The sequence below is a fragment of the Sphingomonas changbaiensis NBRC 104936 genome, assembly GCF_000974765.1.
GTDB classification, from domain to species: domain Bacteria; phylum Pseudomonadota; class Alphaproteobacteria; order Sphingomonadales; family Sphingomonadaceae; genus Sphingomonas_B; species Sphingomonas_B changbaiensis.
In genome coordinates this window covers 107,861-133,464 of sequence record NZ_BBWU01000039.1, presented here as the reverse complement: position 1 = coordinate 133,464, position 25,604 = coordinate 107,861, and the positions used below count along the sequence as shown (strand labels likewise).

Below are 25,604 nucleotides of genomic sequence, written 5' to 3'. Positions count from 1 at the left end.
TCGTCACTCCCGCGAAAGTGGGAATGACGGAACGGCTACATCATCCCCCGCCGCCGAGCACGTTGATCGTGAACGCCAGCACGCCGATGTTGAACACGAACGCGGCTATGCAGTGCATCAGCACGATCTGACGCATCCGGCGGCTGCAGATGCCGACGTCGGAGGTCTGGAACGTCATGCCGAGCGTGAAGGCGAAATAGAAGAAATCCGCGTAGTCCGGATCGCCGCGGCCGGGAAATTCGAGCCCGCCCTGGTCCCGCTTCGTGCCGCCATCCTGCAGGTAGAAGACGTGCGCGTAATGGAGGGCATAAACCGCGTTGGAGAACAGCCAGGCGAGCGCCAGCGTGCCGATCACCAGCGCCTTGGCGGCGCCGTGGAGCTGATCTTTCTGCGTCACTTCCGATCCGACGGCGACCAGGATCGCGACGATCACCGCGCCCGAGACGACCAGCAACGTCGCGCGGTTGGCGTCATTCAGTCGCGAGCTTTCGCGCATATGGGCGGAGTCGCGGCGGCTGAACAGCGGCGCGATCATCAGCAGGAAGCCAAACGCGGCGATGTCAAAGCCGATCATCGCGGCGCGCTCGAACGGGACGTCGCGCGAAGCCAGCCAGGTCGCGATCGTGAGCAGGGCGATGAACGCGAGGAAGCGCTTGGGCGCTACAACATTGCCGATCGGTCGCATGCGCCTCCCCTTGGTGCGCGGACGCTAGCGAAAGCGCACGACCTCGCATAGAGAGCGCGGCTCCATGGCAAAGATCGAAACTCCCCGCCCGATCCGCGGCACGCAGGACATGCTTGGCGAGCAGGCACTGCGCTTCCAGCATGTGGTCGACACGTTCGACCGCGTGCGCAAGCTCTATGCGTTCCAGCGCGTCGAAGTGCCGGTGTTCGAGGCGACGGCCGTGTTCGCGCGCTCGCTCGGCGAAACCACCGACGTGGTTTCGAAGGAAATGTACAGTTTCGAGGATCGCGGCGGGGATTCGCTGACGCTGCGGCCGGAATTTACCGCCGGCATCGCGCGCGCCTACCTGACCGAAGGCTGGCAGCAATATGCGCCGCTGAAGGTCGCTACGCACGGCCCACTGTTCCGCTACGAGCGGCCGCAAAAGGGGCGGTTCCGGCAGTTCCACCAGCTCGACGCCGAAGTGATCGGCGCGGCGGAGCCGGCCGCCGATGTCGAGCTGCTGGTGATGGCCGACCAGCTGCTCAAGGAGCTGGGCGTGAGCGACGGCGTGACGCTGCAGCTGAACACGCTGGGCGATTCCGAGACGCGTGCCGCCTGGCGCGATGCGCTCGTCCGCCACTTCGACGCGCATCGCGGCGAGCTGTCGCAGGAGAGCCTGGACCGGCTGGAGCGCAACCCGATGCGGATCCTCGACAGCAAGGACCCGCGCGATCGTCCGATTGCCGACGCCGCGCCGTCGATCGACGACGTGCTGACCAGCGAGGCGGGTGCATTCTTCGAGGCGGTCACCAAGGGCCTCGACGCCGCAGGCGTCGCCTGGACGCGCAATCCGAGCCTGGTGCGCGGTCTCGACTATTACCGGCACACCGCGTTCGAGTTCGTCACCGACCGCCTCGGTGCCCAAGGCACGGTGCTGGGCGGCGGGCGCTATGACGGTCTGATCGAAACCCTCGGCGGCCCGCACACGCCCGCCGTCGGCTGGGCGGCGGGAATCGAGCGGCTGGCGATGCTGATTGAGACCCCGCCCGCGGAACGTGTCGAAGTGATCATAGTCGACGACGATCGACTTTCTGGTGAGCGACCAATCGAGTACTCGGCAAAGCTTGCTTCGCAGATTCGTAGAACCGGAGTCCCCTGTTCTGTGATTGCTTCGGGCAAAAGAGGGAAACGGTTTGAACGCGCCGCGCGCCAGTCGCCCAAAGTCATACTGCTGCTGCAGCACGAAGAATATATGAACCTGAAAGGCCGCGTACTGATCCGCGCCCAGGGGTCATATTCTGAACTTGAGAGCTTTCCCGTCACTAACTTCGACACTAAGCTATTGAATAAACTGCCTGCCTGGATCGAACAGGCTTCGGCATGACCACCATCTCCCCCGAACGGATCGCGCAGATCGAGGCGCGGCGGGACGAGTTGCAGGCGCTGATGGCGTCCGGCGAGCTTGCCGCCGAGCGGTTCGTCGCCGTGTCGAAGGAATATGCGGAGCTGGAGCCGGTCGCGGCGGCGGCGGGCGAGGTGCGGCGGCTGCGTGCCGAGCTCGACGTGCTCGCCGACATGGCGAACGACAATGATCCCGACATCCGCGACATGGCGGTCGAGGAAGCGGCGTCGATCCGCGAGCGGTTGCCGGCGGCGGAGCGCGATCTGGCGGTCAAGCTGCTTCCCAGGGATGCCGCCGATGAGCGCGCGGCGATGCTCGAAATCCGCGCCGGCACCGGCGGCGACGAGGCGGCTTTGTTCGCGGGCGACCTGTTCCGCATGTACCAGCGCTATGCCGAGGATCGCGGCTGGCGCGTCGAGCTGATCTCGGCCAGCCCGTCGGAGTTGGGCGGCTACAAGGAAGTGGTGGGAAGCGTGACCGGCCAGGGCGTGTTCGCGCGGCTGAAGTTCGAAAGCGGCGTCCACCGTGTCCAGCGCGTGCCCGCGACCGAGAGCGGCGGCCGCATCCACACCTCTGCCGCCACCGTCGCGGTGCTGCCCGAGGCCGAGGACGTCGACGTCCATATCGACGAGACCAAGGACCTGCGCATCGACATCTACCGCTCGTCCGGACCCGGCGGCCAGTCGGTCAACACCACCGACTCCGCCGTGCGTATCACGCACCTGCCGACCGGTCTGGTCGTGATCCAGCAGGACGAGAAGTCGCAGCACAAAAACAAGGCCAAGGCGCTGAAAGTGCTGCGCACCCGCCTCTACGAAATGGAGCGCGAGCGGCTGCACAACGAACGCGCCGGCGCGCGCAAGTCGATGGTGGGCTCGGGTGATCGTTCGGAGCGCATCCGCACCTACAATTTCCCGCAAGGCCGTGTGACCGACCACCGCATCAACCTGACGCTCCACCGCCTGCCCGAAATCCTCGAAGGTCATATGGACGAGCTGATCGAGGCGCTGATCGCGGAGGACCAGGCGGAAAAGCTGGCGAATCTGAATGGGTAAGTCCCCTCCCGCTTGCGGGAGGGGTTAGGGGTGGGATCAGTGTCCCACACCGCGTCGGAGCCTGACAGTGCCCACCCCCAGCCCCTCCCGCAAGCGGGAGGGGAGTTGGCCCGCGCCACCCACCTTCTCACCCCCATCTCCCCCACCCCGCGGCTGGACGCCGAGCTCCTGCTCGCCCACGCGCTCGGCATTTCGCGCGAGGCGCTGCTGCTCGGTCCCGAGCGTTCCGTCCCCTCCGGTTTCGAACCGCTGATCCGCCGCCGTCTGGCGCATGAGCCGGTCGCCTATATCACCGGCACCAAGAGCTTTTGGACGCTCGACCTGCACGTCACGCCCGCGGTGCTGATCCCCCGGCCTGACACCGAGACGCTGATCGAGGCGGCGATCGACCATTTCCGTGGCCGCGCTCCCGCGCGCGTCCTCGACCTCGGCACCGGCTCAGGCGCGCTGCTGCTCGCGAGCCTCGACCAATGGCCGCATGCCTGGGGCGTGGGCGTCGACCGATCGGCGGCGGCACTGGACGTCGCGCGCGGCAATGCCGATCGGCTCGGCTTCGGCAGTCGTGCGCATTTCGTGCAGGGGAACTGGGGCGATGCTCTCGACGCCCGCTTCGACCTGATCCTTTGCAATCCGCCCTATGTCGAAGCGGACGCGGTGCTCTCGCCCGATGTGGCCGTCCATGAACCCGCCTCCGCGCTCTATGCCGGGCCGGAGGGTCTCGATGATTATCGCCTTCTGGTCCCGCAACTTCCGCGCCTGCTCGCGGCGAACGGCCTGGCGGCGCTGGAGATCGGATCGAGCCAGGCGGAAGGCGTCGCCGCCCTTGCCGTGGAACAGGGGCTCAAGACCGGCACGCGCAAGGACTTGGCGGGCCTGGACCGGTGCCTGGCCCTTGTCGCCGATTGACACAGATCAGCAAGATTCGGCCGTTAATTTGCTCTTGGTTTTTGAAATGCGAACCACTAGATAAAGACCCAGAGGGGAAGGCAGTTTTTCGAAAGCGGCGCCCGACGGCGGTTCGAAAAGGGCCTCCCATCCCCACAGCTAAGACGCGGTTAGACCCGGCCGCGCTGGCGAATGGCGTGAGCCTGCGCATGCGGCGCGGCTCCCCAGGGCCGCGCATCCGAAGAAGTTCGAGAAGGACTGGACGGCGCCGGAACGGACAAGTTTTTGGGTGAAGTAGAGGACATCCCTTGATCGACAATCGTCAGAACGGCCGCCGTCGCGGTCGTGGCGGCCAGCGGCCGCAGGGCAATCCGGGACGCCCCGGTGGCGGTGGCAACCGCATCGACAACCGGGCCCGCGGCAACGCCCAGCAGCTTCACGAGAAATACAAGAATCTTGCGCGCGATTCGCAGATGGCCGGCGACCGCGTCACCACCGAATATTACCTGCAGTTCGCGGACCATTATTTCCGCGTGTTGAGCGAATCCCGCGCCCGGTTCGAAGACCAGCGCCCGCAGCGCAGCGGCTCCGACGAGGAGTTCGAGGGCGAGGACGGCGGCGACGAGTTCGAATCGCGCGACACCGGCCAGCGGCGCGACCGCAACGACCGCGACCGCAATGATCGCGACCGCGGAGAGCGGGCTGATCGTGGCGACCGCAACGGCTTCCGCCGCGATGGCGAACGCCGCGAGCGCCAGCCCGAGCAGCCGGCCGAAGCCGCCGGCGAAGCGCAGGCGAACGAGGCGTCCGCGCCGCAGGGCGACGACGATCAGCGCCGCGGCCGACGTCCGCGCCGCCCGCGCGAGGATCAGGCCGAAACGTTCGACGCCGATCGCCTGCCGCCGGCCATTGCCGTCGACAACGCGGCCTCGGGCGAAGAGCCGGCGCCGCGTCGCCGCACCCGTCGCCCGCGTCCGGAAGGCGCGAACGACACGGTCGAAGTGCCGCCCGCGGCCTGATCCGAACCCAGAGACAGAAAAAGGGCGTCCATCCTGCGATGGGCGCCCTTTTTTAGTGGTGGAAAGCTAGTCGGCTGCGGACGGGCCGGCGGCTGACTCGTCGCTGCCCAGCTCGCGTAGCCGCTCCATGTGCATCGAGGCGAGCTGGAGGTGCGCGCGCGCGACGGCGCCAGAATCGGCGGTCAGGCCGAGATCGAGCTCATGTGTGGCCCGCTGAGAATGATAGCTGAACTCATCCTGCTGCTGCATGCAAATCCCCGCTAACTGTCCCGATATCGCACAAGCTGCGATTCGGACGCTCCATTTTCAACAGCAGGCTGTGGGCGAATGCGCCCACATGGATCAGGCCGGCGACGATTCGCCGATCAGAATTTGCCGGCAGTGATCAGCCGGCCGGGGCCGAGCCGTTCGAGCACGCGCGGCAGGTCCGCCTCGCTGAACGCGAAACAGCCCTCGCTGCGCCCGAGCTTGCCGTGCTCCGCGACCATCTCGGGGCTCACATACCAGGCGCCGTGCATCACGACCGCGCGCGGCTCGGCATTGTCGTTGGTCGGGTCGAGCCCCTTCAGCCGCATCGAGCGGCCATGCTTGCCCGGATATTCGCCAGCGGTGAGATAGACGCCGTCCGACGTCGCGCTCGATCCCGGATCGTTGGAGAAGCGCTTCAGCCAGCCGCAATGATCGGGATCGGACCCGCGTCCGTGCGCGACCAGAAAGCTCGACACCCGGCCGCTCGCCATATCGACCAAGTGAAAGCGCGGATCGCGCGACGCCGGGCTGAAGTCGGCGACGCCCACGACGTCGCGCTGCGCAGCCATGCCGCCATGCGTCGCCAACGCCCGCCGCGCCGCTTTCACGATATCCGATTCTTGTTTCGGAGTGACCAGCGATCCAAGTGGCCCCAGCGCAGCCGGCGCCCGAGCCGTCCCGGTCACCGCCAGCGCCGCCACGGACCCGATCAGCCCCCGCCGCGAAATCAACATGGTTTGAAGGTATGGGCTGCGGTTCCCGGCGACAACCGCTGCCAACCCGCGTGGGGCACGACTCGCCGCGAGCGGCTCAATTTACTTGACAAATAGGAGAATGTTGCTGATCTGTTCTCACCGCATCAGCAGGCGGGGCGGCGCAATGGACAGTTCGGCAAGCGCGCAGCGGCGGGCCTTTTCCCATTGGTTGAGAACGGGGCGCTTGCCCCGGCCACGCGCGGCGGACGGCCGCGAGCTCAAGTTCAATCCCTATCACGATCCGGACGATGGCCGTTTCACCTTCGCACCGGGCGGCCCACGCTCGTTGGCAAGCGTGGTCGTGTCGGACAAGCGGCGGCCGAAGAATTCGGCATCGGATGGCGACAGGGACAAGCCTCCGGCGGCGCCGGAGCCGCCGCCTCGGCTGACCCAGGCGGTCTATCATCCAGACGAGGACAATCCGCTCCTTCGGCAAGTCGCGGCGCCGCGCGGCGGCCCACCGATGCGGCGCGGGGGCAACTATGAAGCCTTGATCCGACCGATGACGCTGGAGCAGGTGTTCCCGTCGCTGCGGAACACGGCAGGCGGCGCGATCGTCGCTGTGGCGGACAATCTGCTGGATTTCACTGGCCCGGCACAAGCGCTGACCGCGGAGTTGACCAACGATCTGACAGATACGTTGATCCGCCAGATCACGACCGTGGACCCGGATTATCGCTTGGAGTCGGTGGGTTTTCCGCAAACGCTCGAAGGCCAGATGAATCAGCTCAACAACTTACGCTTCGAGTTGGCTGCTGCACTTCTGCGTAAGAAAGGCGATCCCCGGGCGCTGCAGGTGGAAACACTCAGATTGATGCAGGCTGAGGCGGATAAAGCCTATGAAATCGCGCGAGGGCGATTGCGCGCTGGGAACTTAAGAGTCCGATTATCGAACCCTGAAGCGATAGGCAATTTTATCGACCGACATGTGCGTATCGAGCTCCGTCAGCGCCTTAATCGGTTTGGCATCGACTCGGCAGGAAAAGGGCCAGTGCGGGTGAATCGTCGCGAAAATAACAGCTCCGCGACGGAGCTTACCTATCGCCGGCCGGACGCGCGCGTTGCGAACGTCGCATTTGATGTTTCGCTGACCCAAAAGACAATCAAAACCGCTCAGATTCGAGATTTTTTCGCCACCGATTTCAAGCCGTCGATCGTCATTATTATTCGTCCCCGGCAGCTCGGCGGAACCTACACCTACGCGATCCCCCGACCGGAGAAGAAGCAATGACTGGCTATCGCAGCCCCTACGCCAATCCGAGGCCTTATATTCCGGCGAGCCTGAGTGAAATCTATGACCTGCTCGGTTCCATGATCCTCAAGGCACCCAAATTTATCGACGACTCTGGTCTGTTGCCCAAGCGCAATATCGACACGTATTTTGGCGAGTTGGTGGATAGCTTCGGCATCGTTCGCAAGAAGCTAGGCGATGAGCGTTACACGGACCTGATCGCGCTGGCGGCGAAAGCAAAGGCTTTGTTCGCGGCCGATCCAGACGAGACCAACGGCAAGGCCAAAGAGGGGTTCGATGCCCTTTATGCAATTGAGGATATCATACAAGAAGTTCGCAAGCGCCGCGTGAAAGCGAAGCTCTCCGACGATGATGGCGAGGTGACGGGCGACTGACGCCCGCTCACAAACTCGGCAGGTCCAACCCCTTCTCCCGCGCACATTCCACCGCGATCTCATATCCCGCATCGGCGTGGCGCATGACGCCGGTTGCGGGGTCGTTCCACAGCACGCGTTCCAGCCGCGCTGCGGCCTCGTCGGTGCCGTCTGCGACGATGACTATGCCGGCGTGCTGCGAATAGCCCATGCCGACACCGCCGCCATGGTGCAGCGACACCCAGGTCGCGCCGCTTGCGGTGTTGAGGAGCGCGTTCAGCAGCGGCCAGTCGGAGACGGCGTCGGAACCGTCGCGCATCGCCTCGGTCTCGCGGTTGGGGCTGGCGACCGAGCCGGAATCGAGGTGATCGCGGCCGATCACGACCGGCGCCTTCAGCTCGCCCGAGCGGACCATCTCGTTGAAGGCGAGGCCGAGCCGGTGACGGTCGCCCAGGCCCACCCAGCAGATGCGCGCCGGCAAGCCCTGAAAGGCGATCCGTTCCTTCGCCATGTCGAGCCAGCGGTGCAGGTGCGCATTGTCGGGCAGCAGCTCCTTCACCTTGGCGTCGGTCTTGTAGATGTCCTCCGGATCGCCGGAGAGCGCACACCAGCGGAATGGCCCCACCCCGCGGCAGAAGAGCGGGCGGATATAGGCGGGCACGAAGCCCGGGAAAGCGAACGCGTCCGCAACGCCTTCGTCCTTCGCCATCTGACGGATATTGTTGCCGTAATCGAGCGTCGGCACGCCCGCCTTCCAGAAATCGAGCATTGCGCGGACATGCTCCGCCATCGAGGCCTTGGCGGCGTGCTCGACCCCCTTCGGATCGCTCTCGCGCTCACGCATCCAGCGGTCGAGCGTCCAGCCCTTCGGCAGATAGCCGTTGACCGGATCGTGCGCGGAAGTCTGGTCGGTGACGACGTCGGGCCGCACGCCGCGGCGCACCAGCTCCGGATAGATGTCGGCGGCATTGCCGAGCAGGCCGACCGAGATCGGCTCCTTTGCGGTCGTGACCAGCTCTAGCGCCTCGTCGAGGCTGTCGGTGGCGCGGTCGAGATAGCGGGTCTTCAGCCGCATCTCGATCCGGCTCGGCTGGCATTCGACGGCGAGGCACGAGGCGCCGGCCATCACCGCCGCGAGCGGCTGCGCGCCGCCCATGCCGCCGAGCCCCGCAGTCAGGATCCAGCGGCCGGAGAGGTCGCCGCTATAATGCTGCCGCCCGACCTCGACGAAGGTCTCGTACGTGCCTTGGACGATGCCTTGGGTACCGATATAGATCCAGCTGCCGGCCGTCATCTGGCCGTACATCATCAGGCCCTTGCGATCGAGCTCGTTGAAATGATCCCAATCGGCCCAGCGCGGCACGAGGTTGGAGTTGGCGATCAGCACGCGTGGCGCATCGCGGTGGGTGCGGAACACGCCGACCGGCTTGCCGGACTGGACCAGCAGCGTCTCCTCGTCGCCCAGCCGCTTCAGCACCGCGGCGATGCGGTCGAAGCTCTCCCAGTCGCGCGCGGCGCGGCCGATACCGCCATAGACGACCAGCTCTTGCGGGTTCTCGGCAACCTCGTCGTCGAGATTGTTCATCAGCATCCTGAGCGGCGCTTCGGTCAGCCAGCTCTTCGCGTTGAGCTCGGGCCCACGCGGCGCGCGAATGTGGCGGCTATTGTCGAGGCGGCTCATGCTTGTTCCTTCGCAAAGGCGATGCAGGCGCCGAGCACGTGGGCGAGCGTCTCGCGCATCCGGGCCGCGCGCGCGTCGTCGTAGCGTACGGGCCAGGTCTCGGGGGTGAAGGCGGTGGGTTCGTCCAGATAGCCGCGCATCGCCAATTCCATCTGGATCGCGTGCAAGCCCTGTTCGGGCCGGCCATAGTGGCGCGTGGTCCAGCCGCCCTTGAAGCGGCCGTCAATGACTACGCTGTGCTCCGGCAAAGGCCGGAGCCTTGTGAGTTCAGCGCTCCGGCCTTCGCCGGAGCACGCCTGAGCAACCACGGCCGTAAGTGCCGGCGAACAGCTCTTCCCGCTATTGGTGCCGATGTTGAACTGCGGCAGCTCGCCGTCGAACAGGCGAGGCACGATGCTGCGGATCGAATGGGCTTCGTAGAGGACGATTGCCGGATGCATCGCACGCAGCCGCGCGATCTCGCTCTCAAGGGTCGCGTGGTAGGGCTGGAAGTATGTCTCCACCCGGCGGGCGATCTCTACCTCGTCCGGTGCTTCCCGCCACAATGGCTCGCCGTCGAAATTGGTGGTCGGGCACAGCTCCGTCGTCGCCTGCCCCGGATAGAGCGACGCGCCCGACGGGTCGCGGTTCACGTCGACGACACTGCGCGAGATCGAGGTCGCCACGGTCGTCGCGCCCAAGTCGGCTGCGAAGGCATAGAGACGGTCGACATACCAGTCGGCGTCCTGACGCCCGATCCAGGGGGAGACGAGGGCGGCTCCCACGTCCGCCGGTATTTCGGTCCCGGCATGGGGCACCGAGACGATCAGCGGCGCGTCGCCACGGCGGATCGTCAGCCAGTCGCTCACGCGGCGACCTCGGGCAGCGCCACGCCGGCGGCCGAAGCCAGCGCACCGCTCGCGACCAGCCGGGTCGCGGCGAGCATGTCGGGATGGAAATAGCGATCGTCCTGCAGCTTCGGCACGGCCTTGCGCACTGCCGCCCGCGCGCGCTCCAGCGGCTCGCTGGACGTCAATGGGTTCAGGAAATCGCAGCCCTGCGCCGCCGCCAGCAGCTCGATGCCGAGCACGTTCGCGAGATTCTCCGCCATCGCGACCAGCCGGCGCGCGCCATGAGCGGCCATCGAGACATGGTCTTCCTGGTTCGCCGAAGTGGGGATCGAATCGACACTGGCCGGGTAGGCGCGCTGCTTGTTCTCGGAAACCAGCGCCGCTGCCGTCACCTGCGGGATCATGAAGCCGGAGTTCAGACCCGGCGCGGGGGTCAGGAACGCCGGCAAGCCCGACAGCGCCGGATCGACCAGCATCGCGATCCGCCGCTCGGCGATCGAGCCGATCTCGCACAAGGCCAGTGCGATCATGTCGGCGGCGAACGCGACCGGCTCCGCATGGAAGTTGCCGCCCGATAGCGCCTCGTCGGTATCGGCGAAGATCAGCGGGTTGTCAGAGACGCCGTTCGCTTCGTCGGCCAAGGTCGCCGCCGCCTGGCGCAGCAGGTCGAGCACCGCCCCCATGACCTGCGGCTGGCAACGCAGGCAGTACGGGTCCTGCACGCGGGTATCGCCGTCGCGATGCGATTCGCGGATCGCCGAGCCCGCAACCAGCGTCCTGAGCGCCGCGGCGACTTCAATCTGCCCGCGCTGGCGACGAAGCGCGTGAATGCGGGGATCGAACGGCGTGTCGGACCCGCGCGCCGCTTCGGTCGACAGTGCGCCTGTGACCAGCGCCGCCTGCAACAGCCGCTCCGCCTCGAACAGCCCGGCAAGCGCATAGGCGCAGGAAAATTGCGTGCCGTTCAGCAGCGCCAGCCCTTCCTTGGGCCCGAGCGCCAGCGGCGTGAGGCCCGCGCCTTCCAGCGCGGCAGCGGCGGGCCGGCGCTCGCCGGAAACCCAGATTTCGCCGACACCGATCATCGTCGCAGCAAGATGGGCCAGCGGGGCAAGATCGCCGCTCGCGCCGACTGAGCCTTGCGCCGGGATCACCGGCACCAGATCGCATTCGATCATCGCCGCGAGAAGATCGGTCGTCGCCGGTCGCACGCCCGACGCGCCCTGTGCCAGGCTGGCGAGCTTTAGCGCCATCATCAGCCGCGCGACGGGCGCCGGCATCGGGTCGCCGACCCCTGCGGCATGGCTCAGCACGATGTTGCGCTGGAGCGTCGCCAGATCCGCGTCCGCGATGCGCACGCTCGCCAGCTTCCCGAAGCCGGTGTTGATGCCATAGACCGGCTCGCCCCTGGCGACGATGCGCTCCACTGCCGCGGCGCCCTCGTCGATCCGGGCCGCACAGGCCGGATCGAGCGCGACCGCGCCGCCGTCATAGATGTTGCGCCACTCAGCGAGCGAGACCGAACCGGGCGTGAGCATGGGCGCAATCTTGCCGCGCGCGGCGAATATGTCTAGTCATAATAATCGCGAGGAGACCCCGATGACGCAGCTTTGGTTCGAAACGGCATTGCTGCCCCAAGGCTGGGCCGACCGGGTGCGCGTGCGCCTGGAGGGCGGCCGGATCGCGAGCGTCGAGCCGGATGCGGAGCCCGCTACCGGCGACGAGCGCCACGCAATCGCCATTCCTGGCCAGGGCAATGTCCACAGCCACGGCTTCCAGCGCGGCATGGCGGGACTGACCGAGCAGCGCGGCAGGCCCCACGACGATTTCTGGAGCTGGCGGGAGCTGATGTACCGCTTCCTCGACCGGCTCGATCCCGACGACATCGCCGCGATCACCGCCCAGGCCTATGCCGAGATGCTGGAGACCGGCTACACGCGCGTCGGCGAGTTCCACTATCTGCACAATGCGCCGGACGGGCAGCGCTATGCCGCCCCCGAAGCCATGGCGGCGGCGATCGTCGAGGCCGCGCGGCAGACCGGCATCGGCCTCACCCTGTTGCCCGTCTTCTACGCTCATGCCGATTTCGGCGGCGCGCCGCCCGCGCCCGGCCAGCGCCGCTTCATCTCGGACCTGGGCGGATTCGCGCGGCTGGTCGACGCAAGCGAGAAGCTGCTGCGCAAAGACGACCGGCTAGGCATCGCCCCGCACTCGCTGCGCGCCGTCACGCCCGACGAGCTTTCGCACCTGCTGACGCTCCGGCCCGGCGCGCCGGTGCACATCCACGCGGCCGAGCAGACCAGGGAAGTCGAGGCAAGCGTCGCGCATTTCGGCGCGCGCCCAGTCGAGTGGCTGCTCGCCAATGCCGGCGTCGATGCGCGCTGGTGCCTCGTCCATTCGACCCATCTGACCGAGGCCGAGACCGACGCGCTCGCCGCGAGCGGCGCGGTCGCCGGCCTGTGCCCCGTCACCGAGGCCAATCTGGGCGACGGCATCTTCCCGGCCCGGCGCTATCTTGAGGCCGGCGGCCGATTCGCGACGGGCACCGATTCCAACATCCAGATCGACGTCGCCGCCGAGCTCCGCCAGCTCGAATACAGCCAGCGGCTCCGCGACCGCGCCCGTGGCTGCCTCGCGACTGCCGACGAGCCTTCGGTCGGCGGCCGGTTGTTCCGCGCGGCGGGGACCGGCAGCGCGCAGGCATTGCAGGGCGCGTTCGGCATAACGGTCGGCCATTCCGCCGACATCGTGTCGCTCGATGCCGAGCATCCGTCGCTGATCGAGCGTCGCGGCGATGCGTTGCTCGACGGCTGGATCTTCGGCAGCAATCGCGGGGCTATCGATTGCGTCTGGCGCGCCGGCGAGCGCGTGGTGAGCGGCGGCGTGCACACGTCGCGCGCCGGGATCGCCGTGCGCTACCGCAAAACGCTCGCCAGGCTGCTCGCCGCATGACGATCGAGGCGCGCATCCGCGCCGACCTCGAACACCGCATCCGCTCGGGCGAGCTCCGCCCCGGTGCGCGCATCCCGTTCGAGCATGAGCTGGTCGCCGAATATGGCTGCGCCCGCGCGACGGTCGGCAAGGCGCTCGCCTCGCTTGCCCGCGCCGGGCTGATCGAGCGGCGGCGCAAGGCCGGATCGTTCGTCGCCCACCCGCACAGCGAAGCCGCGGTGCTCGACATTCCGGACATCGGCGCGGCTATCGCGGCCCGCGGCGGCGGCTATCGCTTCGAACGGGTCGCGCGGATCGAAGAGAAAGCAGAAGCGGGCGTGTTTGCCCCCGGCACCAACCTGCTGCGCGTGGAAGGCGTGCACCATGCGATCGATGGCCCGTTTGCACATGAGCTGCGCTGGATCAGCCTCGCCGCTGTCCCGGATGCGCGCGCCGAGCCGTTCGAGAGCATCGCGCCCGGCATCTGGCTGCTCGACCATGTGCCGTGGAGCGAGGCGGAGCATCGTATTTCCGCAATCGGCGCGACCGGCGATGTCGCCGCGCGCCTCCAGCTTCCGCGCGGCACGCCCTGCCTCCGCCTCGCCCGCACCACCTGGCGCAACGGCGAGCCGGTCACCCATGTCCGCCAGACCTTTCCCGGTGATCGCTACGATCTGGTCGCGCGCTTCACGCCCGCAGGGCGGTAATCCCGCCCCCGAACACCCGCGCGTGAAGCGGGTTGAAGCCGATCCGATAGACCAGCTCCGCCGGCTCCCGCACGTCCCAGATCGCTAGGTCGCAGGCCTTGCCGGGCTCCAGCGTCCCGACCTCGCCCGCCAGTCCCAGCGCGGCGGCGGCGTTGCGGGTCACGCCGAGCAGGCACTCTTCCACCGTCATCCGGAACAGCGTTGCCGCCATGTTCATGACGAGCAGCAGCGACGTCATCGGCGAGGTTCCCGGATTGCAGTCGGTCGCGAGCGCGATCGGCACGCCGACCGCGCGCAATGCCCCGATCGGCGGCAGCCTGGTCTCGCGCGTGAAATAATAGGCGCCGGGCAGCAGCGTCGCGATTGTTCCCGCCTGCGACATCGCTGCGACGCCGGCTTCGTCCAGATGCTCGAGGTGATCGGCCGACAGCGCGCCGTATCGGGCCGCCAGCGCCGCGCCGTGCAGGTTCGACAGCTGTTCAGCATGCAGCTTCACCGGCAAGCCCTGCTTCCGCGCGGCCGCGAACACCCGCTCCACCTGCTCCGACGAAAAACCGATGCCCTCGCAGAAAGCGTCCACCGCGTCTGCCAGGCCGCCGAGGACGGGGATCATTTCGCAGACTGCGTCGATAAAGGCATCTGCCCTCCCGGCGAATTCCGGCGGCAGCGCGTGCGCGCCGAGGAAGGTCGTCGCGACCCGCACCGGCCGATCTTCTGCGAGCGAACGTGCAGCACGCAGCATCTTGCGCTCGGAATCGAGGTCGAGGCCATAACCCGACTTGATCTCGATCGTCGTCACGCCTTCGGCAATCAGCGCATCAAGCCGGGGCAGGGCCTGTTCGATCAGCGCCGCCTCGCTGGCCTCGCGCGTGTGCCGCATCGTCGAGACGATGCCGCCGCCGGCGCGCGCGATCTCCTCATAGGACGCGCCTTTCAGCCGCAGCTCGAACTCGGTGGCGCGGTTGCCGGCATAGACGAGGTGCGTATGGCAATCGATCAGCCCGGGGGTAACCAGCCGACCTTCGCAGTCGAACACGCGTTCCGCGTCGACGTCGCCGGGGCCGACATGGACGATCCGCCCATCCTTCGCCGCGATCGCGCCCGGCTCGTTGGTGACCGGCGATCCGGCCGCCATCGTCAGCAGGCGGGCGTTGGTCCAAAGTGTGTCGGCGCGCATGGGCCTCGCCTACAGGAATGCCGGCCGATGCTGCAAACGAGGCCGTCGGGTTGACCAAAATCGTATACGATGTAGGTGGGCTACGACCAGCTCATCTCGCACTGAAGGACTCGCCCATGATCACCGGATCCATCCTCATCGGCGCGGCCGATATCGCGACCGACGATCGTTTTGCCGCGCTCGACCCTTCGAACGGACAGGCGATCGGCCCCGAGTTCAGCGCGGCAGGCGCGGAGCACGTGGATCGCGCTTGCGCGCTGGCCGATGCTGCGTTCGCCAGCTTTTCCGCGACCGATCTCGAGACGCGCGCTGCCTTCCTGGAGGAGATCGCGAATGCGATCCTCGCGATCGGCGATGAGCTGATCGTGCGCGCGATGGCGGAGAGCGGCCTGCCGCGCGCCCGGCTGGAAGGCGAGCGCGGCCGCACCGTCGGCCAGCTCAGGATGTTCGCCACGTTCGTGCGCACCGGTAACTGGCTGCACGCGACGATCGACCCGGCGCTGCCCGACCGCACGCCCATGCCCCGGTCGGACCTGCGCCGCCGCCATGTCGCGCTTGGGCCGGTCGCGGTGTTCGGCGCGAGCAACTTCCCGCTCGCCTTCTCCGTTGCCGGCGGCGATACCGCCTCGGCGCTCGCGGCGGGCTGCCCAGTGGTGGTCAAGGGGCACCCGGCGCATCCCGGCACCGGCGAGCTGGTCGCGCGGGCGATCCGCAGCGCGGTGCAGACCTGCGGCCTGCACGAAGGCGTCTTCTCCTATCTGCCGGGCCCGTCGAACGAGCTTGGCGGCGCGCTCGTCGCCGATCCGCGGATCAAGGCGGTCGGATTCACCGGCTCGCGCGGTGGTGGTCTCGCGCTGATGCGGATTGCGGCGTCGCGCCCTGAGCCGATCCCGGTTTATGCCGAGATGAGCAGCATTAATCCGATCCTGCTGTTCCCGGCCGCGCTCCGCAATCGCGCGGAAGCGATCGCGACCGGTTTCGTCGGCTCGCTGACGATGGGCGCCGGCCAGTTCTGCACCAACCCCGGCCTGCTGATCGCGGTCGCCGGACCCGATCTCGACCGTTTCTCCAACGCGGCCGCTGCGGCGCTGGAAGGCGCCGCCGCCGGGCAGATGCTGACCGCGGGCATCCACGCGAATTACGAGCGAGGCGTCGGCGCCCTGCAGGGCCATAATGCCGTCCAACTGATCGCGCGCGGCGCCGTGGGACAGGGCTGCCAGGCGCAGGCGGCGCTGTTCGCGACCGATGCCGACAGCTTCCTCGCCGATGCCGCGCTTGGCCACGAAGTGTTCGGATCATCGTCGATCATCGTGCGCTGCCGGGACCTGGCCCAGGTGGCAGACGTGATTGCCGGGCTCGAAGGCCAGCTCACCGCGACGCTGCAAATGGATGGCGAGGACGAATCGGCCGCCGCCGGGTTGCTCCCGCTGCTCGAACGCAAGGCCGGCCGCATCCTCGCCAATGGCTGGCCGACAGGCGTCGAGGTGTGCCACGCGATGGTGCATGGCGGCCCCTTCCCGGCTACATCGGACGGCCGCACGACTTCGGTCGGGACGCTGGCGATCGAGCGCTTCCTGCGCCCGGTCTGCTACCAGGACCTGCCGGACAGCCTGCTGCCGGCATCGCTGAAGCGGGATAATCCCTGGCAGCTCAGCCGGCAGGTGGACGGGCAAAGCGGCGTTCGATCGGCCGCTTGAGTGCGAGCAGGATGACCAGGCCCACCGTCCCGATCGCGACGTTCATCGCCCAGAAGCCGGTTGGGGTCATCCGCTCGTAAAAGCCGCCGATCCAGCCGATCATGCTGTACGACACGAACAGCGACAGGAACGCGACGCCCATCATCGTCGCGTTGACCGGTCGCGGCGCGACGCGCGACACCAGCGCCAGCAGCGTCGGCCAGTAATAGAGGAACGAGACGCCGAGCAGCAGGTCGTACACGACCGGGAACACCACCGGCACCGGCGGCCCGACCCGGCTGCCGAGCACGAGCAGCAGGTTGGCGACTGTCGCAATCGCGAGGCCGATGACGATCTTTGTCATCTCCGTCGGCTCCTTGCCTGTCGCGGCCTGGCGCCGCCAGAAGGCGAGCAGCAGCGGCACGCCGAGCACGCTCGCGATCGGGTCGATCGAGGCGAACCACGGCACCGGAATGCGGAAGCCGCCATAATCCAGCGCCACGGTCCGATCGATCCAGACCAGCGCCATGTTGGCGTTCTGGTAATAGATGATCGAGTGGAACACCGTCAGCGCGATCACCAGCAGCAGCAGCGCGATCGTCTTCCAGTCCTGCGTGCTGAGCTTTTCATGCGTTTCGCGCACGCGGCGCTCCACCGCGGGATCGGGCAGATAGCGATAGCCGGCGATGTAGGTGACGAGGCCGAGCAGCATCAGCGCCCCGGCCGCAGCAAAGCCGGCATGCCAGCCGAACAGCTGCGCCAGCAGCCCGCAGGCAAGCGGCCCCAGGATCGCGCCCACATTGATGCCGGTCGAGAAGATCGCGAACGCCCGGGTGCGGCGTTCGGCGTCGTCGCGGGGATAAAGCTGGCCGACCTGGGCGGAGATATTGCCTTTCAGGAAGCCGCAGCCGACGATCAGCAATAGGAGCGCGAGCAGGAACGACGCGTCGAACGCCATCGCGACATGGCCGCCGCTCATCATCAGCGCGCCCAGCATCACCGCGCGACGGCGGCCGATGAAGCGGTCGGCGATCCAGCCGCCCAGCACCGGCGTGAAATAGACGAGGCCGCTGTAGAGGCCATAGATCTGCGAGGCGAGCGCCAGCGTCGCCATCGGCCCGAACAGGCTTTCGAGCCCGCGCCGGAAGGCAGCAAAACCGGCCACGTGCTCGACATGGCCGGGCAGCAGCAGCGCCTGGCTCATATAGAGCACCAGGATCGCGGTCATGCCGTAATAGGAAAAACGCTCCCACGCTTCGGTCAGCACCAGGAAGGTGAGGCCGATCGGCTCGCCGAACAGACGGCGCTGCTGCCCTTGCTCGGGCAGCAGCGCGGGGGAGGGCACGGCCAGGCTCATTCGCCTCGCGTCGCGCTGTCGTAGAAGGCGTCGAGATCGGCCTTGAACTGCGCCGTCACCGCCGGGTTGATGTACACCATGTGACCGGACTCATAATAATGGAAGGTCAGGTTCGGGCGCAGCGTCGGATCGATCTGCATGTGCTTCAGGTCGTATTCCGCGCCGAAGAACGGCGTTGCCATATCGTAATAGCCGTTCAGCGACAGCACCTTCAGGTGCGGGTTCTGCCGCATCGCCGCCGACAGGTCGAGCGCGGTATCGGCGAGCGCCATCGTGCGGCCCTGCTGGCCCGGCGCCTTGTGCCGCTGGTCCCAATGGCTGCCGCCGATCTTCACATAGTAATTCGGACGATAAGCAAGCTTGGTCTTGTACCCGAGCGTGCCGAACAGATATTTGTTGAGCGCGCCGATATAGGCACCGCTGATCGAGGTATCGGTGGTGTCGTATTCGGGCTCTTCGCCGGCCGCGTCGACGTCGATGCCGACGAAGCGGGAATCGAGCCGGCCGACCGTGCGCTTCTGGTCGCGCATCAGCTCCTTGCGGAAGCGGGACAGATCGACGCGCAGGTCGGAATCGAGCAGGTATTGGACCGACAGGCCGGTATAGGCGCTCATCTGCTTTGCAACCGCCAGGCGTTCCTCGTCACCAAGGTCAGCGCCCTTGGCGAGAGCGGCGGCATAGGGACCGACGGTCCATTGCCGCACTTCGGCCAGGAACGGCTCGAGCGCGGCCGGCTTGTTGGCCAGCCGGTTGTGATACCAGGCCGTCGCCGCATAGCTGGGCAGGTAGGTCAGGTAGATCTGGTCGAAACCGGGCTGGCGCACGCCATAGTTCAGGATCGACGACAGCAGGGTCACGCCGCTCATCTGCACGCCCCGCTGCTGGAGCGCGTAGACGAGACCCGCGGACCGCAGCGTGCCATAGCTTTCGCCGAACAGGAATTTGGGGCTGTCCCAGCGATCGTTGATCCTGAGGTAGCGCATGATCGCGCGCGCATAGGCATCGATGTCCTGGTCGACGCCCCAGAATTCCGGACCCTTCGACTTGCCGATCGGCCGCGAAAGGCCGGTGCCGATCGCGTCCATGAACACGATGTCGGTCTTGTCGAGCATCGTATTATGGTTCTCGGTGATGCGGTACGGGGCCGGCATCGGCACCGATGCGGTCGGCGTCTCGACATGCACGGGGCCGATCGATCCCATGTGCAGCCACATGCTCGACGATCCCGGCCCGCCATTATAGGCGAAGGTGATCGGCCTGGGCGCCGAGCCCTTGGGGCGATCCGCGACGTAGGCCACGTAGAACATGCTCGCGACCGCCTCGCCGTCATCGTTGCGGATCGTCAGCGTTCCCGGCGTGACGGTATAGTTGATCGTCTTGCCCGCGACCGTGACGCTGCCCCGCTTCGGCTGGGCATCCTCTTCCGCGCTGGCGAGCGCGATATCCTCGTCGACCTTTTTCGTCTCGACGGTCGTGTGTTCGGATTTGGTCTCCTTCTCCTGCGCCGCAACCGGCGAGGCGATGACGGCAGCGAAGGCGATCGACAGCAAAAGACGATGGGTACGCATAATCTCTCCAGGGGTTATGTTTTGTGAAGGGGAACGGATCAGGGAGCAGTGGTCACGGGGTCCTTGCCACCATCGGCAATGAAGCGGTTCAGCTCCGATTCCAGCACGGGCAGCGGAACCGAGCCGAGGCTCAGAAAGGCGTCGTGGAAGGCGCGCTGGTCGAATTTCGACCCGAGCTCCTTCTCGGCCTTGGCGCGCATCCGTTTGATCGTGAGTTCGCCCAGCTTGTAGGCGAGCGCCTGGCCGGGCCAGCTGATGTAGCGGTCGACCTCTGTCTCGACGTCGTGCTGGGCGAGCGCGGTGTGGCTGGCGAGGTAGTCAATCGCCTGCTGGCGGGTCCAGCCATAATGGTGGATGCCGGTGTCGATCACGAGCCGGCACGCGCGCCAGATCTCGAACGAGAGGCGGCCGAAATCCTCATAGGGCGTGCGGTAGATGCCCATCTTGGTGCCGAGCCATTCGGTGTAGAGGCCCCAGCCCTCGCCATAGCCGGAGAAATAGGTCTGGCGGCGGAAGGCCGGGCGGTTCGGCGCTTCCAGCGCAACCGCGGCCTGGAAGCTGTGTCCCGGATTGCACTCGTGAAGCGTCAGCGCCGGGATCTGGTAGAGCGGACGCGACGGCAGGTCGTAGGTGTTCATCATGCAGGCTTCGAGCCCGCCGCGGCCCGACGTGTAAGTCGGCGCGATCGCGGCCGGCACCGGGATAATCGTGAAGCGATAACGGGGCAGGAAGCCGACCGTGTATTTGAGCTGCCCGTCCACCTGCTTCGCGACATAGGCCGAAAAGCCGAGCAATTCGTCCGGCGTCTTCGCATAGAATTGCGGATCGGTGCGCAGAAAGGTCAGGAACGCCGGCATGTCGCCCGTGAAGCCGGTCTTCGCCTTCACCGCCTCCATCTCGGCGGTGATGCGGGCGACTTCCTTCAGCCCGATCTCATGGATCTGCTCGGGCGTGAGGTCGGTGGTCGTATATTCCTTGATCTGCGCCTGGTAGAAGGCCTTGCCGTCCGGCATCGCCTCGGCCGCGAGCGTCGTGCGCGTTTTCGGCAGATATTCGGTGCGGTAGAAAGTCAGCAGCTTCTGATATGCGGGGGCGACGGTCTGCGCGATCACCTGCCGCGCTTCGGCCTGCAGCCGCTCCTGATCCGCGGCGGGGATCGTGGAGGGCATTTTGGCGAAGCTGTCGTAGAAGGGGTTCTTCGACGGATCGGCGTCGATATAGGCAGCGATCGTCGCATCGCGCCCTTCCAGCGAGGCGCGCGGCACGCTGAAGCCCCGTTTCAGGCCAGCGCGCATGTTCGCGATCTGCTCGTCGAAATAGCGCGGGATGTCGCGCATCCGGCCGAGGTAGCGCTGATATTCGTCGGCCGTCGGATACGGGTTGCGCGCGTTCAGGCTCGACCAGAACTGGCTGTCCGCATTGAACGGCATTTCCCAGGTGCGGAACTTGCCTTCCGACACGAAGGCCTCAAGGCTGGTGCGGAACACCGCGGCGTTGATCTGCTCGTCATGCGAGAGCTGGTCGACCGGGATTTTGTCGAGCTCGGCCAGCGTGTTCCGCCAATATTTCTGCCGCGCCTCCTGGGTCGCGGCATCGACGCGGGGGAAATGGTCGGACGAGGCACCGCGGGCCGCGTCGCCGGATTCGCGGGCGAACTCCTTCTGCCGCCAGGCCCATTCGGCGTCGTAAAGCGCGCGCAGGCGGGCATCGGCGCTTTGCGCGGCCGGCGCGGCTGCGGGCGGCGTCTGCGCAACGGCCGGCGCAGTGGCGATCGCCGCAAGGGCAAGCGCGGACAAGAGAACAGGGCGGCAGGACATGGAGGAATCTCCGTTCGGGATCAGCCGGTTGGCTTAATAGCCGGCGGCAAGGCCGGCGCGTCGGGGATCGGCGACGCCGGTGAGGGTGCCGTCGGGGTTGCGTTCGATCGCCTGGATCGACCCGAAATGCCAGTTGTAGGGCGTGGTCGGGCGGACGTTGACGCCGTAGCGGGTCTTGAGCTCGTCGCGCACCGTCTGGCTGACGCGGCTTTCGATCGCCATGGGCACGCCCACCTGCGAGCCCTGGAAGCGCGGCGCGTCGACCGCCTGCTCCAGCGGCATGCCGTAACCGAGCAGGTTGATCAGCGTCAGCGCGACCGCGCGCGACGACAGGCCGGGCGACCCGATCGTCAGCCACGGCTGGCCGTCCTTCGCGACCATCGTCGGCGGGAAGGGCGAGATCACGCGCCGCCCGGGTCCGGCGGTGTTGCCGGGGAAATTGTTGCCGCTGTTCATCGCGATCCCGTCCACGACAAGACCGGTCGCGAAGGTGCTGCCGTAGACCGAGTGAGTGACCGACGCCATGTTGCCCTGCGCGTCGACGGCGACGATGTGATCGGTATCCGTGGAGTGCCGGTCGTGCTCGGCGAATGAAGCGGCGAGCTCGAGGCCGCTGCCCGAGGCGTCGGCGGCAGCAGCAAGCTTCGGCATGCTCGCCGCCGCCTGGGCCGACAGCATCTTCGCATAGTCTTTCGACAGCAGCAGGTCGGTCGGGACGTTGTAGCTCAGCGGGTCGCGGACGAATTCGTCGGTCGCGGTCTCGGCAAAGCCGAACGCGCGGCGGATCGTCTCCAGGCTTTCGACCGACTGCGAATAATGCGGACGCGCCTTCAGGTCGTACGGCTCGAGGACGTTCAGCACCATCGAGATCAGCGTGCCGGCCGTGGACGGCGGCGGTGCGCTGATGATCTCATAGCCGTGATATGTGGAGCGCAGCGGCGTTTCCCACCGCGGCTTGTACGCGGCCAGTTCCTCCGCGGTGATGCCGCCGCCGGTCCGGTGGACCGCATCAATGAAATGCTGCGCCCATTCGCCCGAGTAGATGTAGGACGGCCCCTCGGCCGCGACGCGGCGCATCGCCTGCGCCAGCCGCGGATGCTTGACGATCGTGCCGACCGGCGGCGCATAGCCGTTCGGCAGATATTCCTCGCGTCCCGACGGATAGGCGGACAGCCGGCCGAGCGCGGCGTCGGCCAGCTCGCCGTAGAGGAAGGAATACATCGGGTAGCCCTCGTCGGCGAGCTTGATCGCCGGTGCGAAATAGTCGGCCCATTTGAGCGTGCCGAACCGGTCCGCGGCCGCCTTCATGCCCGCGACCGTGCCCGGAACGCCGATCCGCTTGCCCGATGTTTCGGGCAGCCGCTCGCCGCCGCCGGTATATTGGGTCCAGCCGGCGCCGACGATCGCGTCCTTGGTGTGATCCAGCTCCGCGTCGAGGTAATAATATTGGTGAGACTTGGCGTCGTAATAAAGGATCGAGACGCCGCCCGCGAGCGTGACCATTTGCGGCTCGATTACCGTCTGCATCGGGATCGCGGTCAGCACCGCGTCGAGCGCGGTGCCGCCTTTCTTCATCACCTCGACCATCGCCTTGGTGACGGTCGGGTTGGAAGAGGAGGCCATCGCCGATTTGGCGGTGACGGCGGGCTTCGGCCCCTGTTCCTGCGCGAGCGCCGGCTGCGCCATCGCCGCGGCCAGGCACAAGCCCACCGCCCATCCAACCCGCTTCGTCATCATGCCTCCTCCTGTTTTCGTATGCCGCCGCTTCTATGTCGTCTTAAGCGGATCTGCGGGCGTGAAGACCCGCACCCCGAACACCGGTGCGCAGCGTGTCTTGTCGTTGGCGGGCTGGAAGCGGACCTTCACCGTTTCTTTGCCTTTGGTCAGCGCTTCCGGAATCGGATAATCCTTGTCGAAGAAATCCCCCGGATGCTCTCCCGACAGCTTCTCGGTCGCGATCCGGGTGCCATCGACCAGGATATCGAACAATTTGTCGCGCTCCTCGCCCCAATAAGTGGCCTGCAGCACCAGCGGGCCGGGCCGCACCTTCGATGTGAATTCGAAGAAACCAAAGGTCCGCGCGTCGCGGCCGTGGCGGCCGCGATAGGTGACGGCGTAGCTGTTCTTCGCCGTCAGCCCGTGATCGCGCTCGGGCTGCATTTCGCCCAGATTCATGACGTCGACCGAGCGACGGGCAAGGTCCTGCTGCCGCGCCTGGTCGGCCGCAAAGGCGACCTGCTCGCGCTGCCATCCCGCTTCGTCGAAGCTGCGGAAATAGACGGCCGTGCGGCGATCGCGGAGCTGGAAAAAGGGCGCGAAGCTCAGGTCGGCCGGCCTGGCGATGCCGGTCGTGCGGAAGCGGCTGGCGGCTGCATCGACCGGCGCGAAGCCGGCGAGCAGGTTCGCGGCGACGAGCGCCGGCGGCGCGCCTTCGTACGGCTCCGAGGCCGGGCCGAGATCGGCCGCCAGCACCGTCGGCCCGTTCAGCAGCGCGACCACGGACGGATCGTCGTTGGTCGGTTCGGTCCTGAGCCGTATCGGCAGATCGAGCGTGATCCGGTCGCCCTTCGTCCAGCGCCTGCGGATCGTCGCATAATCACCCGGCGAGCCAGCCGGCACCGGCTTGCCGTTGACGCGGAGCGTCGCGCCCTCGCACCAGCCGGGAATCCGGAGCGCCACCGCGAAGCTGCGCGGCTTGTCCAGCTGCTCCAATGCAATCGCGACCTGCTCGCCGAACGGGTAGGCCGTCTCCATCCGGAACGTCGCCCCCTGGTCCGCCCAGGTCGCGACCGACGGGATGTAGAGATTGACGGACAAGGTGTCCGCGCTCTGCCACCAGATGGAATCGCCATGCTTGGCATGGCTCTCCATGCCGGTGCCGACGCAGCACCAGAAATTGTCGAACGGCTTCGAGAAATTCCGCGCCGAGCCCGACATCAGCGGCACCATATAGGCGAACATGCCGGTCGCGGGATCCTGCTGTGCCAGGATGTGGTTCAGGTGCGCGCGCTCGTAATAGTCGAACAGCCGCGCCTGCGGCTGCCAGCCATAGAGGTGCCGCGTCAGCTTCAGCATATTATAGCTGTTGCAGCTCTCGCACGTCTGTTCGGTGATGTGCTTGGAAATCGTGCGTGGCGCCGGGAAGTATTCGCGATCGGCATTACCGCCGATCACATAGCTGTAATCCCGGATCACCGTGTCCCAGAAGAAGCGCGCGGCATTGGCGTCGCCCGGATTGCCGGTCAGCTCGTGCAGGCGGGCGAGGCCGATGATCTTCGGCACCTGCGTGTTGGCGTGAATCCACGGCAGCACATCCTTGCCCGCGGTGAGCGGGTCGAGGATCTTCTTGTGCCGGAGCCGTTCGGCGAGGCGCAGCCAGCGCGTGTCGCCGGTCCGGGCATAGAGCTCGGCGAAGCTTTCGTTGATGCCGCCATGCTCGCAGTCGAGCACCTGCTGGACCTGGGCATCCGAAAGGACCGCGAACACGCCGTCGATATAACCGCCCAAGCCAATGGCGACCGGCAAGGCCTTGCTGTTCCCGCAATGGGCCTGGGCGTCAAACAGGCCCGCGTACAATTTGTGCCAGTTGTAGAACGGGACCCAGCAGCCGTTCAGGTCGAAGCCCATCGAGCGGATGTCGCCCCGCTTCAGCTCGGCGAAGATGACCTTGCCGTCCTCGACGAGATCGTCGCGCTTCCGGGTGAAGCCGGCGACATAGCCGTCGCCATGCGCCCGCTGCACCTCGGCCAGTTCGTCGACGATATAGTCGACCCGCCGCTTGCATTCGGCATCGCCGGTCTGGGCATACATCAGCGACAGCGCCGAGAGATAATGGCCCAGCGTGTGCCCCGCGATCGTATCGCTTTCCCAGCCGCCATAGACTGCGCCCTTCGGCATCAGCCCGGCGCTCGTCCGATAATTGTGGAGCAGCCGGTCGGGCTCGAGCGCGTGCAGGTAACGGCGATTGCCTTCGACGGCATCGAGCCAGGGGGACGGCAGCAGGCGGACCGAAGCAAGTGGCAGCGGCTTCGCACGCTCGGTTTGCAGGAGGGAAGACTTCGCACGGGCGATCGTCGGCACTAAGGCCGCGGAAGCGGCACCCGCCAGAAGCGCCCGCCGATCGAAGTGCCAGGGACTCACTGGTAGAGGTTCCCGCTCATCCCGCAGTCATATTATACGGTATACGAATGTGTCCAGCGCCGATAAGCCCGTGTAAATTTGGTGAG

At 66.8% G+C, this 25,604-nt stretch carries 21 protein-coding genes; 9 read left to right on the top strand and 12 right to left on the bottom strand.

The features are described from left to right. Positions 1-40: 40 nt before the first annotated feature. A complete protein-coding gene (locus tag SCH01S_RS09915) occupies positions 41-685 on the bottom strand; it encodes a DUF1345 domain-containing protein (protein WP_046348634.1) in 645 nt (214 codons plus the stop codon). A gap of 64 nt (positions 686-749) precedes the next feature. On the opposite strand from SCH01S_RS09915, the gene hisS reads away from it, so the two are divergent. The 4 genes from hisS to SCH01S_RS09895 all read left to right on the top strand — a co-directional run bounded on the left by hisS (position 750) and on the right by SCH01S_RS09895 (position 5,028). Next, positions 750-2,051, top strand: a complete 1,302-nt coding sequence (gene hisS, locus SCH01S_RS09910) for a histidine--tRNA ligase (RefSeq protein WP_084689495.1) — start codon at positions 750-752, stop codon at positions 2,049-2,051. Next, on the top strand, positions 2,048-3,124 hold the full coding sequence (gene prfA, locus SCH01S_RS09905; protein ID WP_046348633.1) for a peptide chain release factor 1: 1,077 nt from the start codon (positions 2,048-2,050) through the stop codon (positions 3,122-3,124). The genes hisS and prfA overlap by 4 nt, the downstream gene beginning before the upstream one ends. 105 nt (positions 3,125-3,229) lie before the next feature. Beyond that, entirely contained in the window at positions 3,230-4,030 is an 801-nt protein-coding gene (gene prmC / locus SCH01S_RS09900) for a peptide chain release factor N(5)-glutamine methyltransferase (RefSeq protein ID WP_046348632.1), read from the top strand. Between the two features lie 287 nt (positions 4,031-4,317). Continuing rightward, the gene (locus SCH01S_RS09895) at positions 4,318-5,028 is read left to right on the top strand and encodes a DUF4167 domain-containing protein (protein ID WP_046348631.1); all 711 of its coding nucleotides are present in this window, start codon (positions 4,318-4,320) and stop codon (positions 5,026-5,028) included. A gap of 66 nt (positions 5,029-5,094) precedes the next feature. On the opposite strand, the gene SCH01S_RS09890 is transcribed toward SCH01S_RS09895, so the two are convergent. Then, on the bottom strand, positions 5,095-5,277 hold the full coding sequence (locus SCH01S_RS09890; RefSeq protein ID WP_046348630.1) for a hypothetical protein: 183 nt from the start codon (positions 5,275-5,277) through the stop codon (positions 5,095-5,097). Positions 5,278-5,393: 116 nt separating this feature from the next. After that, positions 5,394-6,011: a murein L,D-transpeptidase catalytic domain family protein gene (locus SCH01S_RS09885; RefSeq protein ID WP_046348629.1), complete on the bottom strand. Its 618-nt coding sequence runs from the start codon at positions 6,009-6,011 to the stop codon at positions 5,394-5,396. 100 nt (positions 6,012-6,111) lie between these two features. On the opposite strand from SCH01S_RS09885, the gene SCH01S_RS17190 reads away from it, so the two are divergent. After that, on the top strand, positions 6,112-7,263 hold the full coding sequence (locus tag SCH01S_RS17190) for a hypothetical protein (RefSeq protein WP_245612224.1): 1,152 nt from the start codon (positions 6,112-6,114) through the stop codon (positions 7,261-7,263). Next, positions 7,260-7,658: a hypothetical protein gene (locus SCH01S_RS09875; protein ID WP_046348628.1), complete on the top strand. Its 399-nt coding sequence runs from the start codon at positions 7,260-7,262 to the stop codon at positions 7,656-7,658. The genes SCH01S_RS17190 and SCH01S_RS09875 overlap by 4 nt, the downstream gene beginning before the upstream one ends. Before the next feature lie 7 nt (positions 7,659-7,665). Here the strand turns inward: SCH01S_RS09875 and hutU are convergent, their stop codons facing one another. Genes hutU through hutH form a run of 3 tightly spaced genes read right to left on the bottom strand, consistent with a single transcriptional unit; the run spans position 7,666 to position 11,683 of the window. Beyond that, positions 7,666-9,318: a urocanate hydratase gene (hutU, locus tag SCH01S_RS09870; protein WP_046348627.1), complete on the bottom strand. Its 1,653-nt coding sequence runs from the start codon at positions 9,316-9,318 to the stop codon at positions 7,666-7,668. Beyond that, complete coding sequence (gene hutG, locus SCH01S_RS09865) at positions 9,315-10,166, bottom strand: N-formylglutamate deformylase (RefSeq protein WP_046348626.1); 852 nt, start codon at positions 10,164-10,166, stop codon at positions 9,315-9,317. Before hutG ends, hutU begins: the two co-directional genes overlap by 4 nt. After that, positions 10,163-11,683: a histidine ammonia-lyase gene (hutH, locus tag SCH01S_RS09860; RefSeq protein WP_046348625.1), complete on the bottom strand. Its 1,521-nt coding sequence runs from the start codon at positions 11,681-11,683 to the stop codon at positions 10,163-10,165. The genes hutG and hutH overlap by 4 nt, the downstream gene beginning before the upstream one ends. 61 nt (positions 11,684-11,744) lie before the next feature. On the opposite strand from hutH, the gene SCH01S_RS09855 reads away from it, so the two are divergent. Both SCH01S_RS09855 and hutC read left to right on the top strand, forming a co-directional pair. Then, positions 11,745-13,097, top strand: coding sequence for a formimidoylglutamate deiminase (locus SCH01S_RS09855; protein ID WP_046348624.1), 1,353 nt, complete (start codon positions 11,745-11,747; stop codon positions 13,095-13,097). Beyond that, a complete protein-coding gene (gene hutC, locus SCH01S_RS09850) occupies positions 13,094-13,783 on the top strand; it encodes a histidine utilization transcriptional repressor HutC (protein ID WP_046348623.1) in 690 nt (229 codons plus the stop codon). Before SCH01S_RS09855 ends, hutC begins: the two co-directional genes overlap by 4 nt. On the opposite strand, the gene hutI is transcribed toward hutC, so the two are convergent. Next, positions 13,764-14,960, bottom strand: coding sequence for an imidazolonepropionase (gene hutI / locus SCH01S_RS09845; RefSeq protein WP_046348622.1), 1,197 nt, complete (start codon positions 14,958-14,960; stop codon positions 13,764-13,766). The genes hutC and hutI overlap by 20 nt on opposite strands. 116 nt (positions 14,961-15,076) lie before the next feature. On the opposite strand from hutI, the gene SCH01S_RS09840 reads away from it, so the two are divergent. Further along, complete coding sequence (locus SCH01S_RS09840) at positions 15,077-16,657, top strand: aldehyde dehydrogenase (NADP(+)) (protein ID WP_046348621.1); 1,581 nt, start codon at positions 15,077-15,079, stop codon at positions 16,655-16,657. Here SCH01S_RS09840 and SCH01S_RS09835 read toward each other — a convergent pair. From SCH01S_RS09835 to SCH01S_RS09815, 5 genes are read right to left on the bottom strand one after another with little or no spacing between them, the layout of a single operon-like run. Continuing rightward, on the bottom strand, positions 16,611-17,993 hold the full coding sequence (locus tag SCH01S_RS09835) for a peptide MFS transporter (protein WP_046348620.1): 1,383 nt from the start codon (positions 17,991-17,993) through the stop codon (positions 16,611-16,613). The two genes, SCH01S_RS09840 and SCH01S_RS09835, sit on opposite strands and share 47 nt — an antisense overlap. Beyond that, entirely contained in the window at positions 17,990-19,561 is a 1,572-nt protein-coding gene (locus SCH01S_RS09830; protein ID WP_046348619.1) for a S10 family peptidase, read from the bottom strand. The genes SCH01S_RS09835 and SCH01S_RS09830 overlap by 4 nt, the downstream gene beginning before the upstream one ends. Positions 19,562-19,599: 38 nt before the next feature. Further along, positions 19,600-21,378: a DUF885 domain-containing protein gene (locus tag SCH01S_RS09825; protein WP_046348618.1), complete on the bottom strand. Its 1,779-nt coding sequence runs from the start codon at positions 21,376-21,378 to the stop codon at positions 19,600-19,602. Positions 21,379-21,411: 33 nt separating this feature from the next. Continuing rightward, positions 21,412-23,115: a gamma-glutamyltransferase family protein gene (locus tag SCH01S_RS09820; protein WP_084689494.1), complete on the bottom strand. Its 1,704-nt coding sequence runs from the start codon at positions 23,113-23,115 to the stop codon at positions 21,412-21,414. 30 nt (positions 23,116-23,145) lie between these two features. Beyond that, complete coding sequence (locus SCH01S_RS09815) at positions 23,146-25,458, bottom strand: glycoside hydrolase family 127 protein (protein WP_245612223.1); 2,313 nt, start codon at positions 25,456-25,458, stop codon at positions 23,146-23,148. Positions 25,459-25,604 lie beyond the last annotated feature (146 nt).